Origin of the sequence: Pseudomonas sp. TH04 (genome assembly GCF_016651355.1) — a bacterium.
GTDB classification, from domain to species: Bacteria; Pseudomonadota; Gammaproteobacteria; order Pseudomonadales; family Pseudomonadaceae; genus Aquipseudomonas; species Aquipseudomonas fluorescens.
On record NZ_JAEKEA010000001.1, the window covers coordinates 1,231,429 to 1,252,089 of the forward strand.

Here is a 20,661-nt window from a genome sequence, read left to right on the forward strand (position 1 = left end):
TGACCAGAATGTGGCAGCGGCTGGCTCGCGACAGCGGCGTATCAGCCGACCCATAGAGTCACTGACCCAGCGCTTTCGGGAGCAAGCCACCTCCCACAGGGGGGCTGTGTTGTGTCAGTTGCTCAGCAGCCGCCGGCCAGGCGTTCGCGCAGAAACTCCACCAGGGCCTGCACCGGTCTGGAGCTTTGCCGGTGCTGTGGGTAAACCGCAGACAAGGTCAGCGCCTCGGGGGCGAAGTCTTCCAAGACCGTGACCAGGCGCCCGTCCTGCAATGCATCGGCGACGATAAACGTCGGCAGGTACGTGACGCCCAGGCCGGCAATGGCCGTGTCGCGCAGCAGCTCGCCGTTATTGACGCGCATCCGCCCGCTGACGTTTACCGACTGCACTTTGCCCTTGCTCAGGAATCGCCATTGCACCTGGCGGCCATGGCCGTAGGGCAGGCAGTCGTGGTCGCCCAAATCGTCGGGTTTGAGCGGCGTGCCGCGCTGGGCCAGGTACTCGGGACTGGCGCAATACACCCGCTGGACACTGCCGATGCGCCGCGCGATCAGCGTCGAATCTTCCAGCGTGCCAATACGCAGCACCAAGTCATAGCCTTCGCCGATCAAGTCCACGGGGCGGTCGCTCAGGTCGACTTCCACCGACACGTGCGGGTGGCGCTGCAGGAACAACGGCAACAGGCAACCAAGATGAGCCATGGCAAACGACAACGGCGCGCTGAGGCGAAGAGTGCCGCGTGGTTCGCTGTTCTGGCCAGCGATGCCCTGCTCCACCTGCTCGACTTCACCGAGCAGGCGCAAGGCCGATTCGTAGTAACTCTGGCCCAGCGGCGTCACGTCCAGACGCCGCGTGGAACGGTTGAGCAACCGCACACCGAGGCGGTCTTCCAACTGGATCAGACGGCGACTGACAAACTGCTTGGACAGACCCAGTTGCTCGGCGGCGGCGGTGAAACTGCCGGACTCCATGACCTGGCAAAACAGGCGCATGTCTTCGAAGGGGTTCATTGTCGCTTCTCGGTGGACATTTTGCGGTTTTATAGCCTGTCAGCAGCCCCACCACAAACCCAATGTGGGTACACCCACCCATGTGCGAGGGGGCTTGCTCCCGATCGCGGTCTGTCAGTCACCGTTGAGGTGGCTAAAACACCGCGATCGGGAGCAAGCCCCCTCCCACAGGGTTTTACCTGAATGCCTGAGCGCAGGTTACTTGGCGGTAAACGCCGAGTAGCTGTTCATCAGGTTGCGGTAGTTGGGAATACGCGGCGACAGCAGGTTGGCCAGGCCTTCCATGTCGTTGCGCCAGTCGACTTGCAGCTCGCAGGCCACCGAGAACCAGTTCACCAGGTGTGCACCCGCCGCGCTCATGCGTGCCCACGACGCACGTTGCACGGCTTCGTTGAACGTACCGGAGGCGTCGGTCACCACGAACACTTCAAAACCTTCAGCCAGCGCGGAAAGGGTCGGGAATGTCACGCAGACGTCAGTTACCACGCCGGCAATGATCAGTTGCTTGCGGCCGGTGGCTTTGACGGCCTTGACGAAGTCTTCGTTGTCCCACGCGTTGATCTGGCCAGGACGCGGGATGTACGGGGCGTCCGGGAACAGTTCTTTCAGCTCGGGCACCAGCGGGCCGTTGGGGCCGGTTTCAAAGCTGGTGGTGAGGATGGTCGGCAGCTTGAAGAACTTGGCCACATCGGCCAGGGCCAGCACGTTGTTCTTAAATTCGTTGGGCGAGAAATCCTGCACCAGCGAGATCAGGCCGGTCTGGTGGTCCACCAACAGCACCACAGCGTCGTCTTTGTTCAAGCGTGTGTAAGTCATGGGGTAGCTCCTTTGGGGGTTGATTGTCAGAAGGCAAAACACGAGCAGCCAAACGCGCCCCAGAAACCCTGGAAGTCGCTGACCGGCACGCTGGAAAGCCGCGCTTTTTCATGGCCATGGGCATGCACGCCACACGGGCCGCTGCATTGATGGACTTGGGCTTGCAGCGGTGAGCCGGGGCGCCAGTGCCCCGGCACCTTGACCACCGGCGACCAGTCCGGCAGCACCGGCACCGACGGCGGTGCGAAATCTTCGAAGTCACCGGCGCCGTACACCACCTTGCCGCCGACCACAGTCAGCACCGACTCGATCCATTTGATGGCTTCTTCATCGACGCTGAAAAAGTCCGCCGACAGCGCGGCGACGTCGGCCAATTGGCCAACCTTGATCTGGCCTTTCTTGCCCTGCTCCGATGAGAACCAGGCACTGCCGTGGGTGAACAGCTCCAACGCGGTGAGGCGCGACAGGCCTTCGGCGTGCAATTCAAGGCCGCCGACGGTGCGGCCGCTGACCATCCAGTACAACGAGGTCCACGGGTTGTAGCTCGACACCCGCGTGGCATCGGTGCCCGCCCCGACCGGCACGCCTTCGGCCAACATGCGCTTGATCGGCGGCGTGGCTTCGGCGGCCTTGGCGCCGTAACGCTCGACGAAGTATTCGCCCTGGAACGCCATACGGTCCTGGATCGCAATACCGCCGCCCAGGGCGCGCACGCGTTCAATATTTTGCGCAGTGATGGTTTCGGCGTGATCGAAGAACCACGGCAGGCCGTTGAACGGGATGTCACGATTGACCTTCTCGAACACGTCAAGCATGCGCGAGATAGACTCGTTGTAAGTGGCGTGTAGACGGAATGGCCAGCGCTGCTCGACCAAGTGGCGCACCACCGGCTCCAGCTCTTGTTCCATGGTCAGCGGCAGGTCGGGGCGCGGCTCAAGGAAGTCTTCGAAGTCGGCCGCCGAAAACACCAGCATCTCGCCGGCGCCGTTGTGGCGCAGGTAGTCATCGCCCTGATGCAGGGTGACGCTGCCGGTCCAGTGTTTGAAATCGCTGAGTTCTTCCTTGGGTTTCTGGGTGAACAGATTGTAAGCGATACGCACCGTCAACTGCTCATCCTTGGCCAGTTGTTCGATCACCACGTAGTCATCGGGATAGTTCTGGAAACCACCACCGGCATCGATCGCACTGGTGAGCCCCAGCCGATTGAGTTCACGCATGAACTGGCGGGTGGAGTTGACCTGATACTCCAGAGGCAATTTCGGCCCCTTGGCCAGGGTTGCATACAGGATCATCGCGTTAGGCCGCGCCACCAGCATGCCGGTGGGGTTGCCGTTGCTGTCGCGCACGATCTCGCCACCGGGCGGGTTCGGCGTGTCCTTGGTGTAGCCGGCCACACGCAACGCCGCGCGGTTGAGCAAGGCGCGGTCGTACAGGTGCAGCACGAACACCGGCGTATCCGGCGCGGCCTGGTTCAGCTCTTCCAGGGTCGGCATGCGCTTTTCGGCAAACTGGAATTCGTTCCAGCCGCCGACCACACGTACCCATTGCGGCGTTGGTGTGCGATCAGCCTGGTCCTTGAGCATGCGCAGCGCATCGGCCAGGGACGGCACGCCTTCCCAGCGCAGCTCAAGGTTGTAGTTCAGGCCGCCACGGATGAGGTGCAGGTGCGAGTCGTTGAGGCCGGGAATCACGGTGCGGCCCTTGAGGTCGATCACCTGCGTACCGCTGCCACGCAAGGCCATGGCCTCACCGTCGGTGCCGACCGCCACAAAGCGGCCCTGGTGGATGGCGACGGCCGTTGCGCGTGGGTTTTCACGGTCCACGGTGTGGAACTGGCCATTGAACAGAATCAGATCGGCGTTCATAGGGTTTCCTTTACAGAGGCTTCAAGCCAGGGAGCGAACAGACGGGTAGCCGCCGGCATCAGCAGGTAAACCACCAGCAGCACGATGGTCAGGGTGACGAGGAAGGTGGCAACCACGTAGTTGGAAAGGAACGGATGCAGGCGCAACACCGGGCCCCAGATGATCGGCACCAGCAGCGTCAGCGGCAGGATGACAAACAAAGTCACCACCGCCTGCTTCCAGCGCGGTGGTTTGGCGGCGCTGTCGGCCAGCGGCGCAAACCAGAATTCGTTGACGGCACCGATTTCGGTGTTGTCGCCGTCGGCGAGCAGGGGCGTGGCTTCGTCGATCAGGGCCTTGCGTTCCGGGGAGTCGAGCCAGCGCTCAAGTGCCTCGGTGGAGCGGTAGCGCAGTACGCAGGTAAACAGCGCCAGGCGGTTTTGTTTGCTGCGTACCACGTCGACACCGAGGTGACCTGGGCGCTCACCGGCGATACGCACGATGCGGCGTAGCCAGGCTTCGTAGTCGGCTTCACGGCCGGGTTTGATCAGGTGTTTGACGACCAGGGTGACGACTTCGTCGGGGCTGGTTTTGGGTGTTGGGTCCATGGCGTTGATTCCCCCGTGGAGAGTTGAGCGATGGAGGGAGTTTGGGGGGCTTCGGGGGTTTGGAATTGGATGTATGTGCTGTTTGGCGTGGCGGCCTCTGGGCCGACCAGGCTGGTGGTTGTATGGGGTACATCTCCGTTGCTGCGGTAACGGCGGCTTAGGGTTCCGCTCTTACAGCGGGTCACTTTGGAAAAGCCCCAACGCAACCAAAGGGCTCTTGCCCCACCACTCGGCACCTCGCTTAGGCTCGGCGGGCTCTCACTCCGGCCAGCGTGGTTAACGGGGCGCCTAAGATCAAGATCAAAGTCAAAAGTAGAGCACGGCGGCCTGACAGCCGACCTCAGTGGTTAGATCAAAAGCACAAGCGAAGCGGTGTGTCAGTTGATGGAGTGGGCGAATGGCGCACCGCATTCGCGAGCAAGCCGGCTCCCACATTTGGAACTGGGTACATCAGGTAAAGGGTGGGCTGCTCTTCAGACTTTACTGCGCCAATCTGGGAGCTGGCATGGGGTCTGCTGCGGGGTATGCCTGATGTATCGAGGTGCCTGTATCGCGAGCAAGCCCGCTCCCACATTTGGAACTGGGTACATCAGGTAAAGGGTGGGCTGCTCTTCAGACTTTACTGCGCCAATCTGGGAGCTGGCATGGGGTCTGCTGCTGGGTATGCCTGATGTATCGAGGTGTCTGCATCGCGGGCAAGCCCGCTCCCACATTTGGAACTGGGTACATCAGGTAAAGGGTGGGCTGCTCTTCAGACTTTACTGCGCCAATCTGGGAGCTGGCATGGGGCCTGCTGCGGGGTATGCCTGATGTATCGAGGTGCCTGTATCGCGGGCAAGCCCGCTCCCACAGAAAAGCAGAGCACTGCGGTGCCGGCAGTTAAACTCGGTCAACATTGTGGGAGCGGGCTTGCTCGCGAATGCGCTGGGTCAGTTACAGATAAGCCGACTGACCCAGCGCTTTCGCGAGCAAGCCCGCTCCCACATTTGGAACTCATTTCATCAGGTAAACGTGGTGTTGCTGTGCTTTTGCCCTGCTTTTGCTTCAACCACTCAGGCCGGCTGTCAGGCCGCCGTGCTCTGCTGTTGACCTTGATCTGACAGGCCCCGTTAACCACGCTGGCCGAACGCAGGCTTGAATCCGTGGGTAACCCGGCAGGACGCCGGGTTAGCCGCACTGGGCCAAGGATGGCCCATTGCGGCGGCCCACGGATTCAAGCCGGAGTGAGGGCATGCCGAGCCTAAGCGAGGCACCGAGTGGTGGGGCAAAGACCTTTTGGTTACTTTTGGGGCGTTTGCCAAAAGTGACCCGCTGTAAGAGCGGAACCCTAAGCCGCCGTTACCACAGCAACGGATATGTACCCCATACAACCACCAGCCTGGTCGGCCCAGAGGCCGCCACGACTAACCACCCCCCGCCATATGCTCACTTATGCGCCCCCGCAACCACCGCTCCGCCGGATCATTATCATGCACCCCACTCCAAACCATCGATAACTCCGCCGCCTCGATCTCAAACGGCGGATCCTCAGCCCGCAACACAGTCCCCTCAGTCAACGCACACGCCGCATAATCCGGCACCGTCGCAATAATCTGCGTCCCCGCCAACAACGCCCGCAACCCACTGAACTGCGGCACCGCCAACACCACCCTTCGCGCCCGGCCAATCCGCGCCAGGTCCAGGTCGATATTGCCGCTCAAATCCCCCGAAAACGACACCATCGCATGGGGCCGTTCGCAGTACTCATCCAGCGTCAACGGCGCCCCACCCTCATCCCCACGCAATACCTTGCACGGAATATCCCGCAGCTTCTTACGCTTGGCATTCGCCGGCAGCTCAGTGGTGTAACTGACCCCCACCGAAATCTCGCCACTGGCCAACAACGCCGACATCAACAGGTAATTAGCCCGGCGCACCACCACGATAATCCCCGGCGCCTCCTCACGCAGTTGACTGAGCAACGGCGGAAACAACCCAAACTCCGCGTCATCAGACAGCCCGATACGAAACACCGCGCAACTGGTCGACGGGTCGAAATCCTTGGCACGGCTGACCGCGCCGGAAATGGTGTCCATGGCCGGTTGCAGCTCCTTGAGTATCGCCAGCGCCCGTGGCGTGGGCTCCATGCCTCGCCCGTTGCGCAACAGCAACGGGTCGTCGAACAAATCCCGCAATCGCCCCAATGCGGCACTCACCGCCGGCTGGCCCATGAAGAGTTTTTCAGCGACCCGAGTCAGGTTCTTTTCGAACATCAGCGCCTCAAAAATCACCAGCAGGTTCATGTCGACGCGGCGCAAGTCGTTGCGGTTCATGGCGTTATCCAAACGGTTTCCAGGCCGCCAGATAAGCACCTCGAACGCTTATGCGATTGCACGCCTGTGCTGTCTTTTGCGCGCCATCACCTGGCGAAATTAACAACGATTAACTCGTCAGCCAAACGGTTCGGCGCCAAAAATGACGCGGTCTACACTGGACCCATTCACCGGGAACGCTCCCATCGACTACGGATATTTGTCATGGCCCGACCTGAGTACTGTGCTCCGCGCTTTTCTGCTGCCGGTGGCCTCTGCCCTCGGCGTGAACGTATTGCCAAACAACTCATCCTCGCCAACCTCGGTGAAAGCCTGGCGATTGCTGACCTGGCGCAGGCTTGCGCGCTGTCGCGCAGTCACTTTTCGCGTGCGTTCAAATGCACCACCGGGCTGTCACCGCAGGAGTGGATTCGCCAACAGCGCATCGAACGCGCCAAGGAACTGATCACCCATTCCTCCTTGAGCCTGACGCAAATCAGCCTGGAGTGCGGGTTTTGCGACCAGGCGCACTTCTGCCACATGTTCACGCGCAGTGAAGGGGTCAACCCGATGACCTGGCGAAATCACCAATTGCGTCACAAGTCGCAAGTGATTGCGGCCTAGTGGTCGGCACACGCCTGGAATATGCTGGCCAGACCCTATCCCAGAGCTCCGGCCTCCATGAATGACCTCGGCGACCAGGCCGTGCATTTCGGCCCCTACCGCGTCCACCCGCACCAACGGCTGGTGCTCGAAGCCGGTCGGCCGTTGCGTCTGGGGCGGCGCGCGGTGGAGATTCTGCTGATCTTGCTGGAACACGCCGGCAACGTGGTGAGCAAGCAGGAGCTGATCACCCGGGTCTGGCCGAAAACTGTGGTGGAAGACACCAACCTGCGGGTGCATATGGCGGCGTTGCGCAAGGCATTGGGCGATGGCCAGGCCGGGCAGCGTTATATCGTCACGGTGGCCCAGCGCGGCTACAGTTTTGTGGCGCCACTGAGCATCGAACCGATGACGATTCCTGCAGACGGCATTCCCCATAGCCAGGGCCATAACCTGCCGCTGCGCCGCACGCGGATGATCGGCCGCCAGGCACTCATCGATGCACTGGTGCAGCAACTGCCCCAGCAGCGCTTTATCACCCTGACCGGCGCGGGTGGCATCGGCAAGACGACCGTGGCGCTGCGCGTGGCGGAGTTGCTGATTGGACATTATCGCGACGGCATTCGCCTGCTGGACCTGGCGCCGCTCAGCGCGCCGTCGATGATCTTGCCCAACCTCGCCGCCCTGCTCGACCTCACGCCTGCCGAACATGAGCCGCTGCTGACGTTCGCCCGCGACCTGCAAGCGCGTCAGTTGCTGCTGGTCATCGACAATTGCGAACACCTGCTGGACGACATCGCACTGATCAGCGAAACCCTGCTGCGCCACGCGCCGCACCTGCACATCCTCGCCACCAGCCGCGAAGCGCTGCGGGCCGAGGGCGAATCCGTGCAGCGCCTCGAACCGCTGGCCTGCCCGCCCGCCAGCGGCAATCGGGCCCAGGCCCTGGGTTACCCGGCCCTGCAGCTGCTGGTCGAACGCGCCATGTCCCATCAGGACAGTTTTGAACTCAGCGAAGCCGAGTTGCCCCTGGCGATTGATATCTGCCAGCGCCTGGACGGTATTCCCCTGGCAATCGAACTGGTGGCCGCGCAGATTGAACGCTTCGGCCTGGCAGGGTTGCTGGTGCAACTGGAAGACAACGTGCGCCTGCTCACCCGTGGCCGGCGCAGCGCCCTGCCCCGCCATCAAACCCTGCGCGCTACGCTGGATTGGAGCTTTGATTTACTCACGCCGTGCGAGCAGATTTGCTTGCGCCGCCTGGCCGTGTTTCGTGGCGGGTTCAGCCTGGCCAGCGCAGCGGCGGTAATCGCCGGCGAGCAGATCGCGCCGAACGAGGTGTTGGGTTCCATCACCCAGTTGGTGGCCAAGTCGCTGCTCAACGTGGAGGCTGGCGATGACGAAATGGTCTACCGCCTGCTGGATATCACCCGCACGTACGCCCTGGAAAAACTCAGCGTGGCGGCTGAACTCGACGCCACCCGTGAACGCCATGCAGCGCGCTGCCTGGCGCTGATGGAGCAGGCACAGGACGACTGGGAGCTGATCGCGAGCCAAGCCTGGATCGACCGTTATGCACCGCTGCGCGAAGACATTCGTGCCGCTCTCGATAGCTGCCTGAGCGATTCAGGCGCGCACCTGCTGGGTATTCGTCTGACGGTCAGTGCCATGCCGTTGTGGCAAGAATTATCGCTGCTGCGCGAACACGGGCTGTACGTGGGCAAAGCCCTGGCGCGCTTGCCTCAGTCAGGCGCACCGAGCCAACGCCTGCACATGGCGCTGCAACTGGCGCTGGGCAGTGTTTCCTACCATGCCCAGGGTGCAACGCCGCAGACCCTCGAAGCCTTTGCCTGTGCGCAACGCCTGGCGCACGCCGGCAAGGATTTGGGCGGCCAGTTACGTGCGGTATCCGGGCTGATGGCCGTCAACCTGTGCGATGGAAACTACCGTGAGGCGTTGGTGCACAGCCAACACTTTGACCGACTGGGCCTGCATTCCGAACCTTTGCTGGACCTCAGCGCCCAGCGCCTGCGGGTGCTGGCGCAGCACTTCGCCGGTAACCAGGCGCTGGCGTTGCACAACGCCGAACAAGTGATCCAGCGCATGGCGCACAGCGGCCATCTGAATCGTTTTACTCACGGTTTTGGCGTGCAATACGACCAGAGTGTGGCCGCGTTGACGATCCTCGCGCGCATCCTGTGGTTGCGCGGCTTTGCGCAGCGGGCCTGGCGTACCGCCAACCAGGCGCTGGAGTTGGCCTTGCAGCTCAACCACGGCACCTCGATCTGCTACACCCTGGCCCTCGCCGGTGTGGTCATCGCCCGCTACAACGGGGATGCCGAAGCGGCGAGTGCACGCCTGGAACTGTTGCTGCAACAGGCACAAAAGCACTCGGTGCAGTTGTTTCATACCTGGGCACGGCACTATGAAGGCACCGCAGCCCGTGAGGACCTTGCAGGGCTGGGCCTGGTTCAGGACACCCTCGTGACCTTTGATGCCGCCACGGTGGATGACGCGATGTTGGAACGCGCCAGAAGCGGCGGCGCCGGTTGGTGCACCGCCGAGATTTTGCGGGTACGGGCCGAGGCACAGACCGATACGCGCACACGCGAAACACTGCTGCTTGAAGCCCTCGGCGTGGCGCATCAACACGGCGCGCTGGCCTGGGAGCTGCGCAGCGCAACGTCACTGGCGCGACTGTGGCAACGCCAAGGGCGTACGCAGGCGGCCCGCGAGCTGTTGAGCTCGGTCTACGCGCAATTCAGCGAAGGCTTTGCGACTCGCGACCTAGTTCGCGTGCGCAGCCTGCTCGACGAGTTGCAGGACAAACGGCCGGCCTGAAAAGGGCCCCAGGTAATGCCCATAACCCTGTTGCAAATGCGCCACCTGCACCGGGTCGCGCAGCTGCGCCAGCGCATAGCTGCGCACACTGTTGAGCAGGCGGTAACGCTCCGGGCCGGGACCTGGCTCCACGGTCAGCAACGACGTCGCAGTCAGGCGCGCCAGCAGATAGGACAGGTCGGCGTGCTCCAGCTCGGTGCCGGCGACCCAACCGGTCAGGGTGGGCAAGGTCACCGCCATTTTGAACAGCGCGAATTGCAGGAACAGCCAGCGCTCCGGCAGGCTCAAGCGCTGATAGCTCCATGCCAGGGCCGCGGCCAGGGATTGGTGGCGCTCCACTGCCGTGCGGCGGCCTCGGGTCAGTACCTGCAAACCGCGTTGCAACTGGGCCTGCACGCCGTGTACGCCCAGGGCCTCGACTTGGACCGCCGCCAGTTCCAGGGCCAGGGGAATGCCATCCAGGCGTCGACAGATAGCCCGCAACGGCGCCAGGTCCTGGGGCCGCAACACAAAACCCTGCTGACTGGCGTGAACCCGTGCGACAAACAATTGCACCGCCGGGTACGCCAGCGCCTGCTCGACACTGCGCCAGGCGGACGGCGTCGGCTGTGTCAGGGTGGGCACGTGCTGCACCCATTCGCCGGGCACCTGCAAGGCTTCGCGACTGCTCAACAACAGCGTCACCTGGGGCGCGTGCTCACGCAGTGTGCGCACCAGATGGCGACAGGCGCCGAGCAGCAAATCGGCACCGTCGAGTACCAGCAACAGTTGGCGTGTCGCCAACTGGCGGCTCAGTTCAACCGCGTTTGCACAGGGTTCCAGCTGCAGCGTATTGGCCACGTGCCGCAGCATCTGCATCGGTGCCTGCACGGTTGCCAAATCCACCCACCACACGCCGTCGCGATAACGCGGCACTGCCCGTTCGGCGAGGGCCAGGGCCAGTGTACTTTTGCCCACACCGGCGCAGCCCGTGAGCATCATCAGGCGTTGGCCGGACAGGCGCCGCACCAGCGCGCCCAACACCTGATCACGGCCGACCACCGGGCTCAGGCGGATCGCCAGATTGTGCCGAGGTGGCGTCGACGGCGAAGGACTCTGCAGCGGCGCCACAAAACAGTAACCGCGCAGCGGATCGTTAAGGATGCACGGTTGCCCGACGAGCGCACGGCGCAGTGCGGCGATGTGCACACGCAGGTTGTTCTCTTCCACCACGCTGCACGGCCAGACCCGCGCAATCAGCGTGTCCTTTCCGACAAATTGCCCCGGCGCCTCCAACAGTACCGCAAGAATATCCAGCGCTCGCCCACCCAACGGCACCGGCAGGCCAGCCTTGCTGACCAGGCGTTGTTGCCGGTGAAAGGTGTAGGGGCCAAAGCTCACTGCGTGTGGGTTGTTCATGTGGCTAAGCGCTCAAACACCCGGCCTTGGGCGTTTGCGCATCCTTTTCCATGGGCATGCCGTTATCTTGCCAGCTACCCGTGACAGGACAATGCTGGCACAGGGAGCGATACGGCCAATCAGGTGCGCAAGACGGACATCCGCGCGTTAACTGAACTGCTGTCGGTATTGGGTAGGGTTTAGCCCGAGCTTTTCACTGAACAAAAAGCGCATATGCCGCACACTGCCGAAGCCCGCGCGAAAAGCGACGGTCTTGAGCGGCAGGTCGGTGGTTTCCAACAAGTGGCGGGCGCGGTCAATGCGCGCGCCTTGCAGGAAGGCCATCGGCGTCATCTGCACCTCCTTGGCGAACAGCCGTGCAAAGTGGCGCGCGCTCATGCCTGCCAACGCCGCCATGGAATCGACAGTGAACGGCTGGTCCAACTGCGCCAACACCTGGTTCTGCACCCGGGTGATTGCGGTTTCCAGCGGCGCGACGGCAGCGGTCATCGGGCTGAACTGAGCCTGGCCGCCCTGGCGTTTCATCACCACCAGCAACACCTTGGCCACGTCCACCGCCACCTGCTTGCCATGGTCCTGGGCGACGATCGACAACGCCAGGTCGATACCGGCGGTCACCCCGCCGGAGGTGATCAAGCGGCCATCCTGCAAGTAGATGCGATCAGTCTCGACGATGGCCTTGGGGAAGCCCTTGATCAAGCGCTCAGTGTAATGCCAGTGAGTTGTGACGCGATGGCCGTCGAGCAGGCCGGCATGCCCGAGTACAAAGGCGCCGGTGCAGATTGAACCGAAGCGCCGCGCGCGGGCTGCTGCGGCCTTGAGCCAGGGCAGCAGCGCGGGATGGCATTCGTTATAGGCACCGGGGCCGCCAGGGACCAACAACACGTCATAGGCCTCGTCGGCCTGCTCCAGCAGCAGGTCAGGTTGTATCAACACGCCATTGGAGGCGCGCAATGCGCCGGGTTCGGTGCCAATCGTGAGGATTCGGTAGTGAGCGGCCGCTGGAAGATAGCGATTGGCAATGGAAAACACTTCCAGCGGCCCGGCCATGTCGAGCAGCAGGAAGTCCGGAAACAACGCCATGGCCACGGTTTTCATGAAGAGAAAAGTCCATCGAGAAGGAAGTCGAGGCGGCATTATGGCATGCCTTTTACTGTCAACTTCAGAGAGACAGTTATTCAGATTCCAGCCTCTTAATGAATTGGTCCGTAACCATTAACCTTCTTCTCAACGCAAGCGCCCTGCATCACGCAGGCCGCGCTCACTTGAGGACAAGACCATGCTGACCCTTCGCAAAGCTTCGGAACGCGGCGCCGCCAATCACGGTTGGTTGAAGTCGTTTCACACCTTCTCGTTCGCCAACTACTGGAACCCCAATGAACAGGGTTTTTCCGACCTGCTGGTGATCAACGATGACCGCGTTGCGGCCGGTAAAGGCTTCGGCCAGCACCCGCACCGCGACATGGAGATTTTCTCCTATGTGCTTGAAGGCGCCCTGGAACACAAGGACACCCTGGGCACCGGCTCGGTGATTCGCCCTGGCGATGTGCAACTGATGAGCGCCGGCAGCGGCGTGGCCCACAGCGAGTTCAACCACAGCCAGAGCCTGGGCGTGCACTTTCTGCAAATCTGGATCGTGCCGAATGTGGCCGGCGCCGAACCGCGCTATCAACAGGAGCACTTCAGCGCGGCGCAGAAACGCGGGCGTTTGCAGTTGATCATCTCGCCGGATGGCGCCGAGGGCTCGCTCACTGTTCGCCAGGATGCGCGGGTGTATGCCGGGCTGTTCAAGGGCGACGAAGCCGCGACCCTGGACCTGCCGCCGGATCGTCATGTGTACGTGCATGTGGCCCGGGGCAGCGTTGAAGTCAACGGCCAGCGCCTGCAGGAAGGCGACGGCGCCCGCGTGCGGGACGAACGCCAGATCCGCCTGAGCCAGGGCGACGATGCCGAGGTGCTGGTGTTTGACCTGCGCCCTCAGGAACTGCCGCAGATGCCATGACCGTGTCCACGATGGCCCGCAAAACGGGCCATCGCTGGCGTCGATAGTCACCATCAGCGCAATGAAGTTCTCTTAAAAAATCCAACGCGTAACATCAAACCCATGCCAAACGGCACCCCACTAAAACACTCGGAGCACACCACCATGAAACGCCAAATCTTGCTTAGCCTCGCTTTCTCGGTACTCGCTGCAAATGCTTTTGCTCACCCGGTTGTCGCTGAAGGCGGCGCGGATCGCCTGCAAGGTAACCGCGTAGCAGAAGGCGGTTCTGATCGTCTGCTGGAACGTCGTGTCGCCGAGGGCGGTGCTGATCGCTTGCAGGAACGCGGTCTGGCTGAAGGCGGTGCTGATCGTCTGCAGGAACGCGGTCTGGCCGAAGGCGGTGCGGATCGTCTGCAGGAACGTGGTCTGGCTGAAAGCGGTGCTGACCGTCTGCAGGAACGCGGTCTGGCCGAAGGCGGTGCGGATCGTCTGCAGGAACGTGGTCTGGCTGAAGGCGGTGCTGACCGTCTGCAGGAACGCGGTCTGGCGGAAGGCGGTGCTGATCGTCTGCAGGAACGTGGTCTGGCGGAAGGCGGTGCGGACCGTCTGCGCGGCAACAACGCATAACCCCGCACTGTTTGCGGGGCACCCCAAACCGGCCTGATCAGCCGGTTTTTTTTCGTCCCTGATTAATCCAGGCTGGGGTCCACCCACACCACCGCCTTGCCGATCTGCTGCCGTGCCTCGATGCGTTCATGCACCTGCTGCACCGTCTCCAGGGTGTAATGCCCCGCAATCTCCACCGTCAGCGCCCCCTCCAGCATCGCCGCAAATACCGCATTGGCACGCCGTTGCACGGTCGCCCCATCGGCCATATGGTCGGCCAGCCGTGGTCGTGTCAAAAACAACGAGCCCGCCTCCCCCAGTTCAATCGGGTCAAGGTCCGTCAACGATCCCGAGACGTTGCCGTAGTTAACGATCAAACCACGCGTGCGACAGGCCCGAAAGCTTTCACGCAAGGTATTTTTGCCCAGCGAATCGAAGACCACGTCCACCCCGCGCCCGTCCGTGGCGCGCAGGACGTGGTCGGCAAAACCCTCGTACGTCCAGGCCTGATGCGCGCCGCGCTGCCGGGCAATCGCGCATTTCTCGGCGGTGCTGCCGGTGGTGAACACCGTCGCCCCGCGCCGTCTTGCCATTTGCACCAGCAATTGCCCGATGCTGCCGGATGCCGCGTGAACCAGGCAGGTGCTGCCCGCCTGCAAACGGGCCACATCGTCAATCAGGTAGTGGGCCGTGCAGCCCTGAAACATCGCCGCTGCAGCCTGATCGAAAGTAATGGCGCCGGGAATCTGCGCGACTTTGTCGGCCGGCACATGGGCGTACTCGGCATACGCGCCCCAGGCGATGCACCAGGCCACACGGTCGCCCACGGCCAGATGACTCACGCCCGGGCCGACCTCCACCACCACACCGGCGCCCTCCATACCCAACGTGCACGGCAGGCGCACCGGGTAAGTGGCAGAGTGTGCGTATTTGCCTTGGCGCGTATGAATGTCCATGAAATTGATCCCGGCGCAGGCCACTTTGACCAGCACATGCCCGGCCGTGACCTGGGGTTTTGCAACGTGGTGGCAAAGTTGGGCGACTTCGGGACCACCGTAGGCTTGCAGGGTGATGGCTTTCATGCGGGACAACTCCGTTTGCACTGGGAAGCGGCCATGGTAAAAGGACTTGATCGGCTGGAATATTCCCCACTCTCTCCCAGCCTCTGTGCGGAAATAACCCGATGTTCGACTGGCAGGATCTGTATTACTTCACCGTCTTGGCCCGTACCCAGTCACTGTCGGCGGCCGCCCGCGAGTTGCAGGTGGAACACGCCACCGTCGGGCGCCGCGTCGACGCGCTGGAAAAAGCCCTCGGCGTGAAACTGGTGGACCGCCTGCCCCGCAGCCGCCCGCTCACGGCCCAAGGCCTGGCGCTGGCAGAATTGGCGGCTGGCATGGGCGAGATGGCCACCGAAGTGCTACGCCTGTCGCGCGTCGCCTCCATCGAACTGGCCGGCACCGTGCGGGTAAGTTGCCCGCCGTCCATCGCCAACCATTGCATCGCGCCTCACGTGGCGCGGTTGCGCGCCGAGTACCCGCAGTTGAACCTGGTCCTGATGCCCTCCACCCAGCTTGCCGCGCTGGACAAGGGCGAAGCCGATATTGCCTTGCGCACGGTGCGCCCCGACGAAGACGCACTGGTGCGCCGCAAGGTCGGCGTGGTGCGTTTTGGGCTCTACAGCGCGCCTGAACTTAACCGGCTACCGGCCGCTCAATGGACCTTCATCGCCTACGACAGCAGCCGCGACCACTTGCCCCAACAAGCGTGGATGCATCAACTGCGCGGCCACCGCCCAATCGTGTTTGCCGCCAGTGACCTGATCACCCAGCAGATGGCCGCCCGCGCGCACGTTGGCGCCGTGGTGCTGCCCACCCTGGTGGGCGATCACGACCCGCTGCTGGCGCGACTGCCCACCGCCAGCGACGGCCCGGTGCGCGATATCTGGCTCACGGTGTACCCGGATATCCGTCGCTCACCGTCGGTGAAAGCGGTGATGGAGTTTCTGGTGGCATGCATTGAAAGTGAGCCGCAGCTGCGCCGTTGACTCAGCCCGACGTCACCAGGAATTTCTTGCGATACGCCGCCGGCAGCATCCCCACGCGCTGCAGGAACAGACGACGGAACGAGTTACTGTCTTCATAGCCGACCGCGTAGGTGATGCTGTCGAGGGTCATGCGCGTCGACTCCAGCATCTGTTTGGCGCGCTCCAGACGCAGGGTTTGCACATAGGCGATGGGCGTATAGCCGGTCGCCTCCTTGAAACGCCGCTTGAAATTGCGCACGCCAAAGCCAAAACGCCGGGCCACGTCGTCAATCACCAGCGCCTGGGCAAAGTGCTGTTCCAGCCAATGCTGCACCCGCAGGATTTCGCCATCGCCATGACTCTTGGGCAACGACCACATCGCATACACCGACTGCTCGGTGCGCACGTTGTCGATCAGCAGGTATTTGCCACAGGTATGCGCCAGCTCCGGTGAGCCGAAGCGGCGGATCAGGTGCAACATCAAATCCATTGCCGCGCTCGCGCCACCGCAGGTGATTACGCGGTTTTCTTCGCAGAGGATCTGCCCGTCATCCAGGACCACGCCGGCATAACGGCGCCGGAACAACTCCGCGAATGCCCAGTGGGTGGTGGCCCGCAGGCCTTGCAGCAGGCCGGTCTCGGCGAGCAAAAACGCCGCTGTGCACATCGACGCCACCACGGCCCCTTGGGCATGCTGTTCTCGCAACCAGGGGCCGTAGGCAGAAAAAGTCGGCAAAGCCTCTTTGAGGGTAAAGAGGAAACCGGGGATGAGGATCAGGTCGGTCTGACGCACCTGCGCAACGGCGCACGCCACCTGCAAACGCTGCCCGCCCCAGGCGTCCACGGCCTGGCCGTCGAGGGACGCGACCACGATCTCGAACGGCGGGTGGTCGGCAAACAGGTTGGCGGCACTGAGCATTTCCAGGGCCAGGGTCGCACTGGCGGCGGAGCATTGGTCCGCCAGCAGCAAGGTAATGTGCATAAAAGCGCCCACGTGCGTTTTTGGCATGAAATAAGTCATTTGCGCACCTACTTTAGCCGATCTCGGGCCCGTAAAGTGCGGCCCTTGATCAACTGCCTGGCGCTTTTATGAATCTCTGGTTTCGCTTGCTGTTCATGTTGTCCCGCCGCCCCTGGCGCAAGCCCGCCCATGGCCTGGCAACCACCGTGGTGCGCATGCGCGTATGGCCGCTGGACCTGGATATCAACCGGCATGTCACCAATGGCCGGTATTTCTCCCTGGCGGACGTTGCACGCATGGATTTTGTACTGCGCACCGGCGCGTTTCGCGTGGCCCTGCGCAACCAGGCGTTGCCGATCGTCGGCGATACCTGGGGCAAGTTTCGCCGCGAGTTGAAGCTGTTCGAAGTGTTCGAGGTGCACACCCGCATGCTCGGCTGGGACCACAAATGGAGCCTGATGGAACACCGTTTTGTCAGCAAGGGTCGAGTGGTGGGCGTGGTGGTGATGCGCGGGCTGTTTAAATCAGCCAAGGGCACCCTGCCCCCGGCCGAGTTCTTGCGCGAGCTGGGCTTGGCCGAGGCGTCGCCGCCTATGCCACAGTGGCTGAGCGACTGGGCGCAGAGTTGTGATGATTTGAGTGTGCAGTTGCGCGAAGAGGAGCAGGTTTGAGGTCACGGCGCGGTGGCGTAACAACTGCTCAAGGCCGCTGCGGATGGGTTTGGCCTGTGTACTACCCAAGCCGGCGACAGGCTTCGCCGGCGTGTGCGTTGCGGGTGGAAGCGCTGCGTTATCGCGGCTGAAGAAAACGCGGTCATGACTACCAGCTCTCGCCCAACCCCAGCAGGCCCAGTATCTGCCGGCGCAGGTCCACCAAATAAGGATCATCGCGGTGCCGCGGGTAAGGTCGATCAATGCTCAACTGCGCCTGAACCGTCGCCGGGCGGTCACTGAACACAATCACACGGTTGGCCAGCAACAAGGCTTCTTCCACATCGTGGGTCACCAGCAGCGCCGTGTAGCCTTGGCGCTGCCACAGGTCGATGAGTTCCTTTTGCATGGTGATGCGGGTCAATGAATCAAGTTTGCCCAACGGTTCGTCGAGGATCAGCAACCGTGGCTGATTGACCAACGCGCGCGCCAATGCCACCCGCTGCGCCATGCCGCCGGAAAGCTGCCGAGGATACGCACGGGCAAACGCGCCAAGGCCGACCTTTTCCAATGCCTCATCCACCTTGAACGCATGCGTCTTGAGTAAACCCTGAGCCTCCAAGCCAAGCGCCACGTTGTCCCACACGCGGCGCCACGGGTACAGGGTCGGGTCCTGGAACACCACCACCCGGCTCGGGTCCGGGCCGACAATGGGTTGGCCATCGGCCAACACCCTGCCGACGTCAGCCGGTTCCAACCCGGCAACCAGGCGCAGCAAGGTGGATTTACCGCACCCCGAAGGCCCGAGCAGCGCCACACATTCGCCCGGCGCTACGTCCAGCGAAACCCGCTCCAGCACCGGCAGGTGTTGCCCGTCCAAGGCGAAGCCGTGACTCAGCTGTTCTATGCGCAACGCCAGCCCCGTCGATGCCGATGTCGATGCCGCGTGTGCCAGGGCTACCATTTCATCGCTCCTTTCTGCCAGGCCAGTAACCGGTCACGCACCACGAACAACCCGGTGATCAACCCTGAACACGCCAGCGCCATGATCAACAATGCCGCGTACATGTTCGCGTACGCCGCCCACCCCTGGGCCCATTGCAGGTACCAACCGATACCGGATTTCACCCCCATCATTTCCGCCACTACCAGGGTCGAGAACGAGGCGCCCAGGCCCATGAACAGGCCGACAAACACATGGGGCAACGCGGCGGGAATCGCCACCTTGAAGATTAAAAAAGCGTGCTTGGCCCCCAGGGTACGCGCCACGTCGTAATAGGCTTTATCCACACTCGCCACGCCGGACCAGGTCAGCACCGTGACCGGAAACCAGGTGGCCAGGGCGATCAGGAAAACGCTGGCGCTCCAACTGCTGGGGAACAGGAAAAAACACAGCGGCAACAATGCCGTCGAGGGCACCGGGCCAAGGATGCGCAACACCGGGTGCAGCCAGTAGCCGATCCGCGTGGACCAGCCAATCGCCACCCCCGCGACGAAGCCGGTTGCCGCCCCCAACGCCACGCCCGAGCCCAGCAGCAACGCCGAATGCAACAGGCTGTCGGCCAGGCGCGCGTAGTCTTCGAGATACACCGCGAGCAACGCCTGGGGCGGCGCGAAAAACGGCACCGGCAGCAGCGCCAGTTTGGCCGTGAGCAGTTCCCAGATGCCCAGCAACACCGGCAACGCGATCAGCCAGGGCCCGGCATTGCGCAACCGTCGACCCAGTGTCGAAACGTGCCGACCGAGCAGGCTCAAGCCAATAAACAGCACGGCCACACCCACGCACAGGTTTGCCAGCCCCTGAGTCAGCGGCCAATGGCGCGTCGCGTTGGGCCAATAGCTGATCAACACGGCAACCGCCAACCAGGCAGCCACCACGCTTACGCCCTGCCACCAGAGTTTGAACGCCAGAGGCGGGTTCAAGGCCGTGGTATCAACTGAAGACATCAGCGGTGATCTCCTTGGCAAATTCCACCGGATCGGTGCCTTTGCTGATGACTTCCACAGTTTTCAGGTCGGTGACGTAGGTGGTGATTTCCTGGGTCAGCGCCGCGCCGACCGCATGGTGGCCATGGGTGTGATCGTGGAGGATCGCCTGCACTTCTTCGGTCGAGGTGTTCAACGCATAGGCCTGGAAGCCCTTGGCAACCGCTTCGGGGTGCTGCACGGAATAATCGTGGGCTTCCAGAATGGCCTGGGTCAGCGCCGCCACCACGCGCTTGTCTTCGCGCACCAACTTGCCGGTAACGCCCACCACGCAGCAGCTGAGGTTGGCGTATTCCTCCACCAGGTTGGTGGACAATTCGCGCGCCACGCCGGACTTTATCAAGCGGTACATGAAGGGGTCACTGCCGCTGACCGCCTGCACTTCGCCGCGCGCCAGAGCGGTGCCCAGCAGGTCGGCCGGGTACAGGCGCCATTCGACATCGCGCACCGGGTCGACGCCGTGTTTTTTCAGCAGGATCGAGAAGAAATTACGGTCCGGACTGGCCATGTCGGTGACGCCGATGGCCTTGCCCTTGAGGTCTTCCAGTTTCGTCACGCCGCCGTTCACCGCACTGAGCAACCGCAGGCAACCGCCATGGGTGCCGGCAGTGAGTTTCACATCAAAGCCCTGCTCCAGCGCCTTGAGCCAACGCAGTGCCATGCCCACGCCCGCATCGGCCTTGCCGGTGGCGATGGCTTCGAGCAGCACTTCGGTGGAGTTGCCGAAGTTGACGAGTTCAACCTCAAGGTTGTGCTTCTTGAAGAACCCCTGGCCGTGGGCAATCACCACCGGGGCCAGGCACACCGCATTGAGGTTGACCGCCAGCTTGAGTGAGCGTGGCGCATCGAGGCGGATAAACTCGCCAGTGCCGGCCGGCTCCTGTGGCGTGTTGTGGCCCGCCTGTTCATTGGCTGCCAGGCCCAGGCGTGGCAGGGACAGCAGCAAGGGGCTCGCCAGGGTGATGCCGGCCAGGCCGAGCAGACGGCGGCGGGTTAAGTGATCAAAAGCAGGCATGCGAAATATCCCTTTTATCAAA

At 62.7% G+C, this 20,661-nt stretch carries 18 protein-coding genes; 6 read left to right on the plus strand and 12 right to left on the minus strand.

Translation table 11 applies throughout. The features are described 5' to 3' along the window. Positions 1-122: 122 nt before the first annotated feature. The 5 genes from JFT85_RS05310 to JFT85_RS05330 all read right to left on the minus strand — a co-directional run bounded on the left by JFT85_RS05310 (position 123) and on the right by JFT85_RS05330 (position 6,590). On the minus strand, positions 123-1,010 hold the full coding sequence (locus JFT85_RS05310; protein ID WP_169876671.1) for a LysR family transcriptional regulator: 888 nt from the start codon (positions 1,008-1,010) through the stop codon (positions 123-125). Between the two features lie 198 nt (positions 1,011-1,208). Then, complete coding sequence (ycaC, locus tag JFT85_RS05315; RefSeq protein WP_053255580.1) at positions 1,209-1,826, minus strand: isochorismate family cysteine hydrolase YcaC; 618 nt, start codon at positions 1,824-1,826, stop codon at positions 1,209-1,211. Between the two features lie 26 nt (positions 1,827-1,852). Continuing rightward, a complete protein-coding gene (locus JFT85_RS05320; RefSeq protein ID WP_201229396.1) occupies positions 1,853-3,691 on the minus strand; it encodes an amidohydrolase in 1,839 nt (612 codons plus the stop codon). After that, positions 3,688-4,278: an antibiotic biosynthesis monooxygenase gene (locus JFT85_RS05325; protein WP_053255578.1), complete on the minus strand. Its 591-nt coding sequence runs from the start codon at positions 4,276-4,278 to the stop codon at positions 3,688-3,690. The genes JFT85_RS05320 and JFT85_RS05325 overlap by 4 nt, the downstream gene beginning before the upstream one ends. 1,403 nt (positions 4,279-5,681) lie before the next feature. After that, positions 5,682-6,590 carry a LysR family transcriptional regulator gene (locus JFT85_RS05330; protein ID WP_053255577.1) on the minus strand — a complete coding sequence of 303 codons (909 nt, stop codon included), beginning with the start codon at positions 6,588-6,590 and terminating at the stop codon, positions 5,682-5,684. 204 nt (positions 6,591-6,794) lie between these two features. On the opposite strand from JFT85_RS05330, the gene JFT85_RS05335 reads away from it, so the two are divergent. Then, the gene (locus JFT85_RS05335) at positions 6,795-7,193 is read left to right on the plus strand and encodes a helix-turn-helix domain-containing protein (RefSeq protein ID WP_053255576.1); all 399 of its coding nucleotides are present in this window, start codon (positions 6,795-6,797) and stop codon (positions 7,191-7,193) included. A gap of 57 nt (positions 7,194-7,250) precedes the next feature. Then, positions 7,251-10,013 (plus strand): ATP-binding protein, encoded by a 2,763-nt coding sequence (locus tag JFT85_RS05340; RefSeq protein WP_201229406.1) that lies wholly within the window; start codon positions 7,251-7,253, stop codon positions 10,011-10,013. Here the strand turns inward: JFT85_RS05340 and JFT85_RS05345 are convergent. Further along, positions 9,960-11,411 carry a winged helix-turn-helix domain-containing protein gene (locus JFT85_RS05345; RefSeq protein ID WP_201229414.1) on the minus strand — a complete coding sequence of 484 codons (1,452 nt, stop codon included), beginning with the start codon at positions 11,409-11,411 and terminating at the stop codon, positions 9,960-9,962. The two genes, JFT85_RS05340 and JFT85_RS05345, sit on opposite strands and share 54 nt — an antisense overlap. Before the next feature lie 147 nt (positions 11,412-11,558). Next, positions 11,559-12,509 carry a GlxA family transcriptional regulator gene (locus JFT85_RS05350; protein ID WP_078828032.1) on the minus strand — a complete coding sequence of 317 codons (951 nt, stop codon included), beginning with the start codon at positions 12,507-12,509 and terminating at the stop codon, positions 11,559-11,561. A 181-nt stretch (positions 12,510-12,690) separates the two neighbouring features. Here JFT85_RS05350 and JFT85_RS05355 point away from each other — a divergent pair, with 181 nt between their 5' ends. Beyond that, a complete protein-coding gene (locus tag JFT85_RS05355) occupies positions 12,691-13,413 on the plus strand; it encodes a pirin family protein (RefSeq protein ID WP_187602371.1) in 723 nt (240 codons plus the stop codon). Between the two features lie 144 nt (positions 13,414-13,557). Continuing rightward, on the plus strand, positions 13,558-14,022 hold the full coding sequence (locus JFT85_RS28415) for a hypothetical protein (RefSeq protein WP_242486520.1): 465 nt from the start codon (positions 13,558-13,560) through the stop codon (positions 14,020-14,022). Between the two features lie 62 nt (positions 14,023-14,084). Here JFT85_RS28415 and JFT85_RS05365 read toward each other — a convergent pair whose 3' ends face one another. After that, on the minus strand, positions 14,085-15,083 hold the full coding sequence (locus JFT85_RS05365; protein ID WP_053255571.1) for a quinone oxidoreductase family protein: 999 nt from the start codon (positions 15,081-15,083) through the stop codon (positions 14,085-14,087). Between the two features lie 101 nt (positions 15,084-15,184). Here JFT85_RS05365 and JFT85_RS05370 point away from each other — a divergent pair, with 101 nt between their 5' ends. Beyond that, complete coding sequence (locus JFT85_RS05370) at positions 15,185-16,048, plus strand: LysR family transcriptional regulator (protein ID WP_069552202.1); 864 nt, start codon at positions 15,185-15,187, stop codon at positions 16,046-16,048. A 1-nt stretch (position 16,049) separates the two neighbouring features. On the opposite strand, the gene JFT85_RS05375 is transcribed toward JFT85_RS05370, so the two are convergent. Continuing rightward, positions 16,050-17,009, minus strand: a complete 960-nt coding sequence (locus JFT85_RS05375) for a GlxA family transcriptional regulator (RefSeq protein WP_069552243.1) — start codon at positions 17,007-17,009, stop codon at positions 16,050-16,052. Positions 17,010-17,116: 107 nt separating this feature from the next. Between JFT85_RS05375 and JFT85_RS05380 the strand changes: the two genes are divergently transcribed. Further along, positions 17,117-17,659, plus strand: coding sequence for an acyl-CoA thioesterase (locus JFT85_RS05380; protein WP_069552203.1), 543 nt, complete (start codon positions 17,117-17,119; stop codon positions 17,657-17,659). Positions 17,660-17,807: 148 nt separating this feature from the next. Here JFT85_RS05380 and JFT85_RS05385 read toward each other — a convergent pair whose 3' ends face one another. The 3 genes from JFT85_RS05385 to JFT85_RS05395 are packed head-to-tail and all read right to left on the minus strand — an operon-like array spanning position 17,808 to position 20,639. After that, complete coding sequence (locus JFT85_RS05385; RefSeq protein ID WP_053255568.1) at positions 17,808-18,602, minus strand: ABC transporter ATP-binding protein; 795 nt, start codon at positions 18,600-18,602, stop codon at positions 17,808-17,810. Next, complete coding sequence (locus JFT85_RS05390; RefSeq protein WP_201229416.1) at positions 18,596-19,585, minus strand: ABC transporter permease; 990 nt, start codon at positions 19,583-19,585, stop codon at positions 18,596-18,598. Before JFT85_RS05390 ends, JFT85_RS05385 begins: the two co-directional genes overlap by 7 nt. Next, a complete protein-coding gene (locus JFT85_RS05395; protein ID WP_053255566.1) occupies positions 19,572-20,639 on the minus strand; it encodes an ABC transporter substrate-binding protein in 1,068 nt (355 codons plus the stop codon). Before JFT85_RS05395 ends, JFT85_RS05390 begins: the two co-directional genes overlap by 14 nt. Between the last annotated feature and the right edge of the window lie 22 nt (positions 20,640-20,661).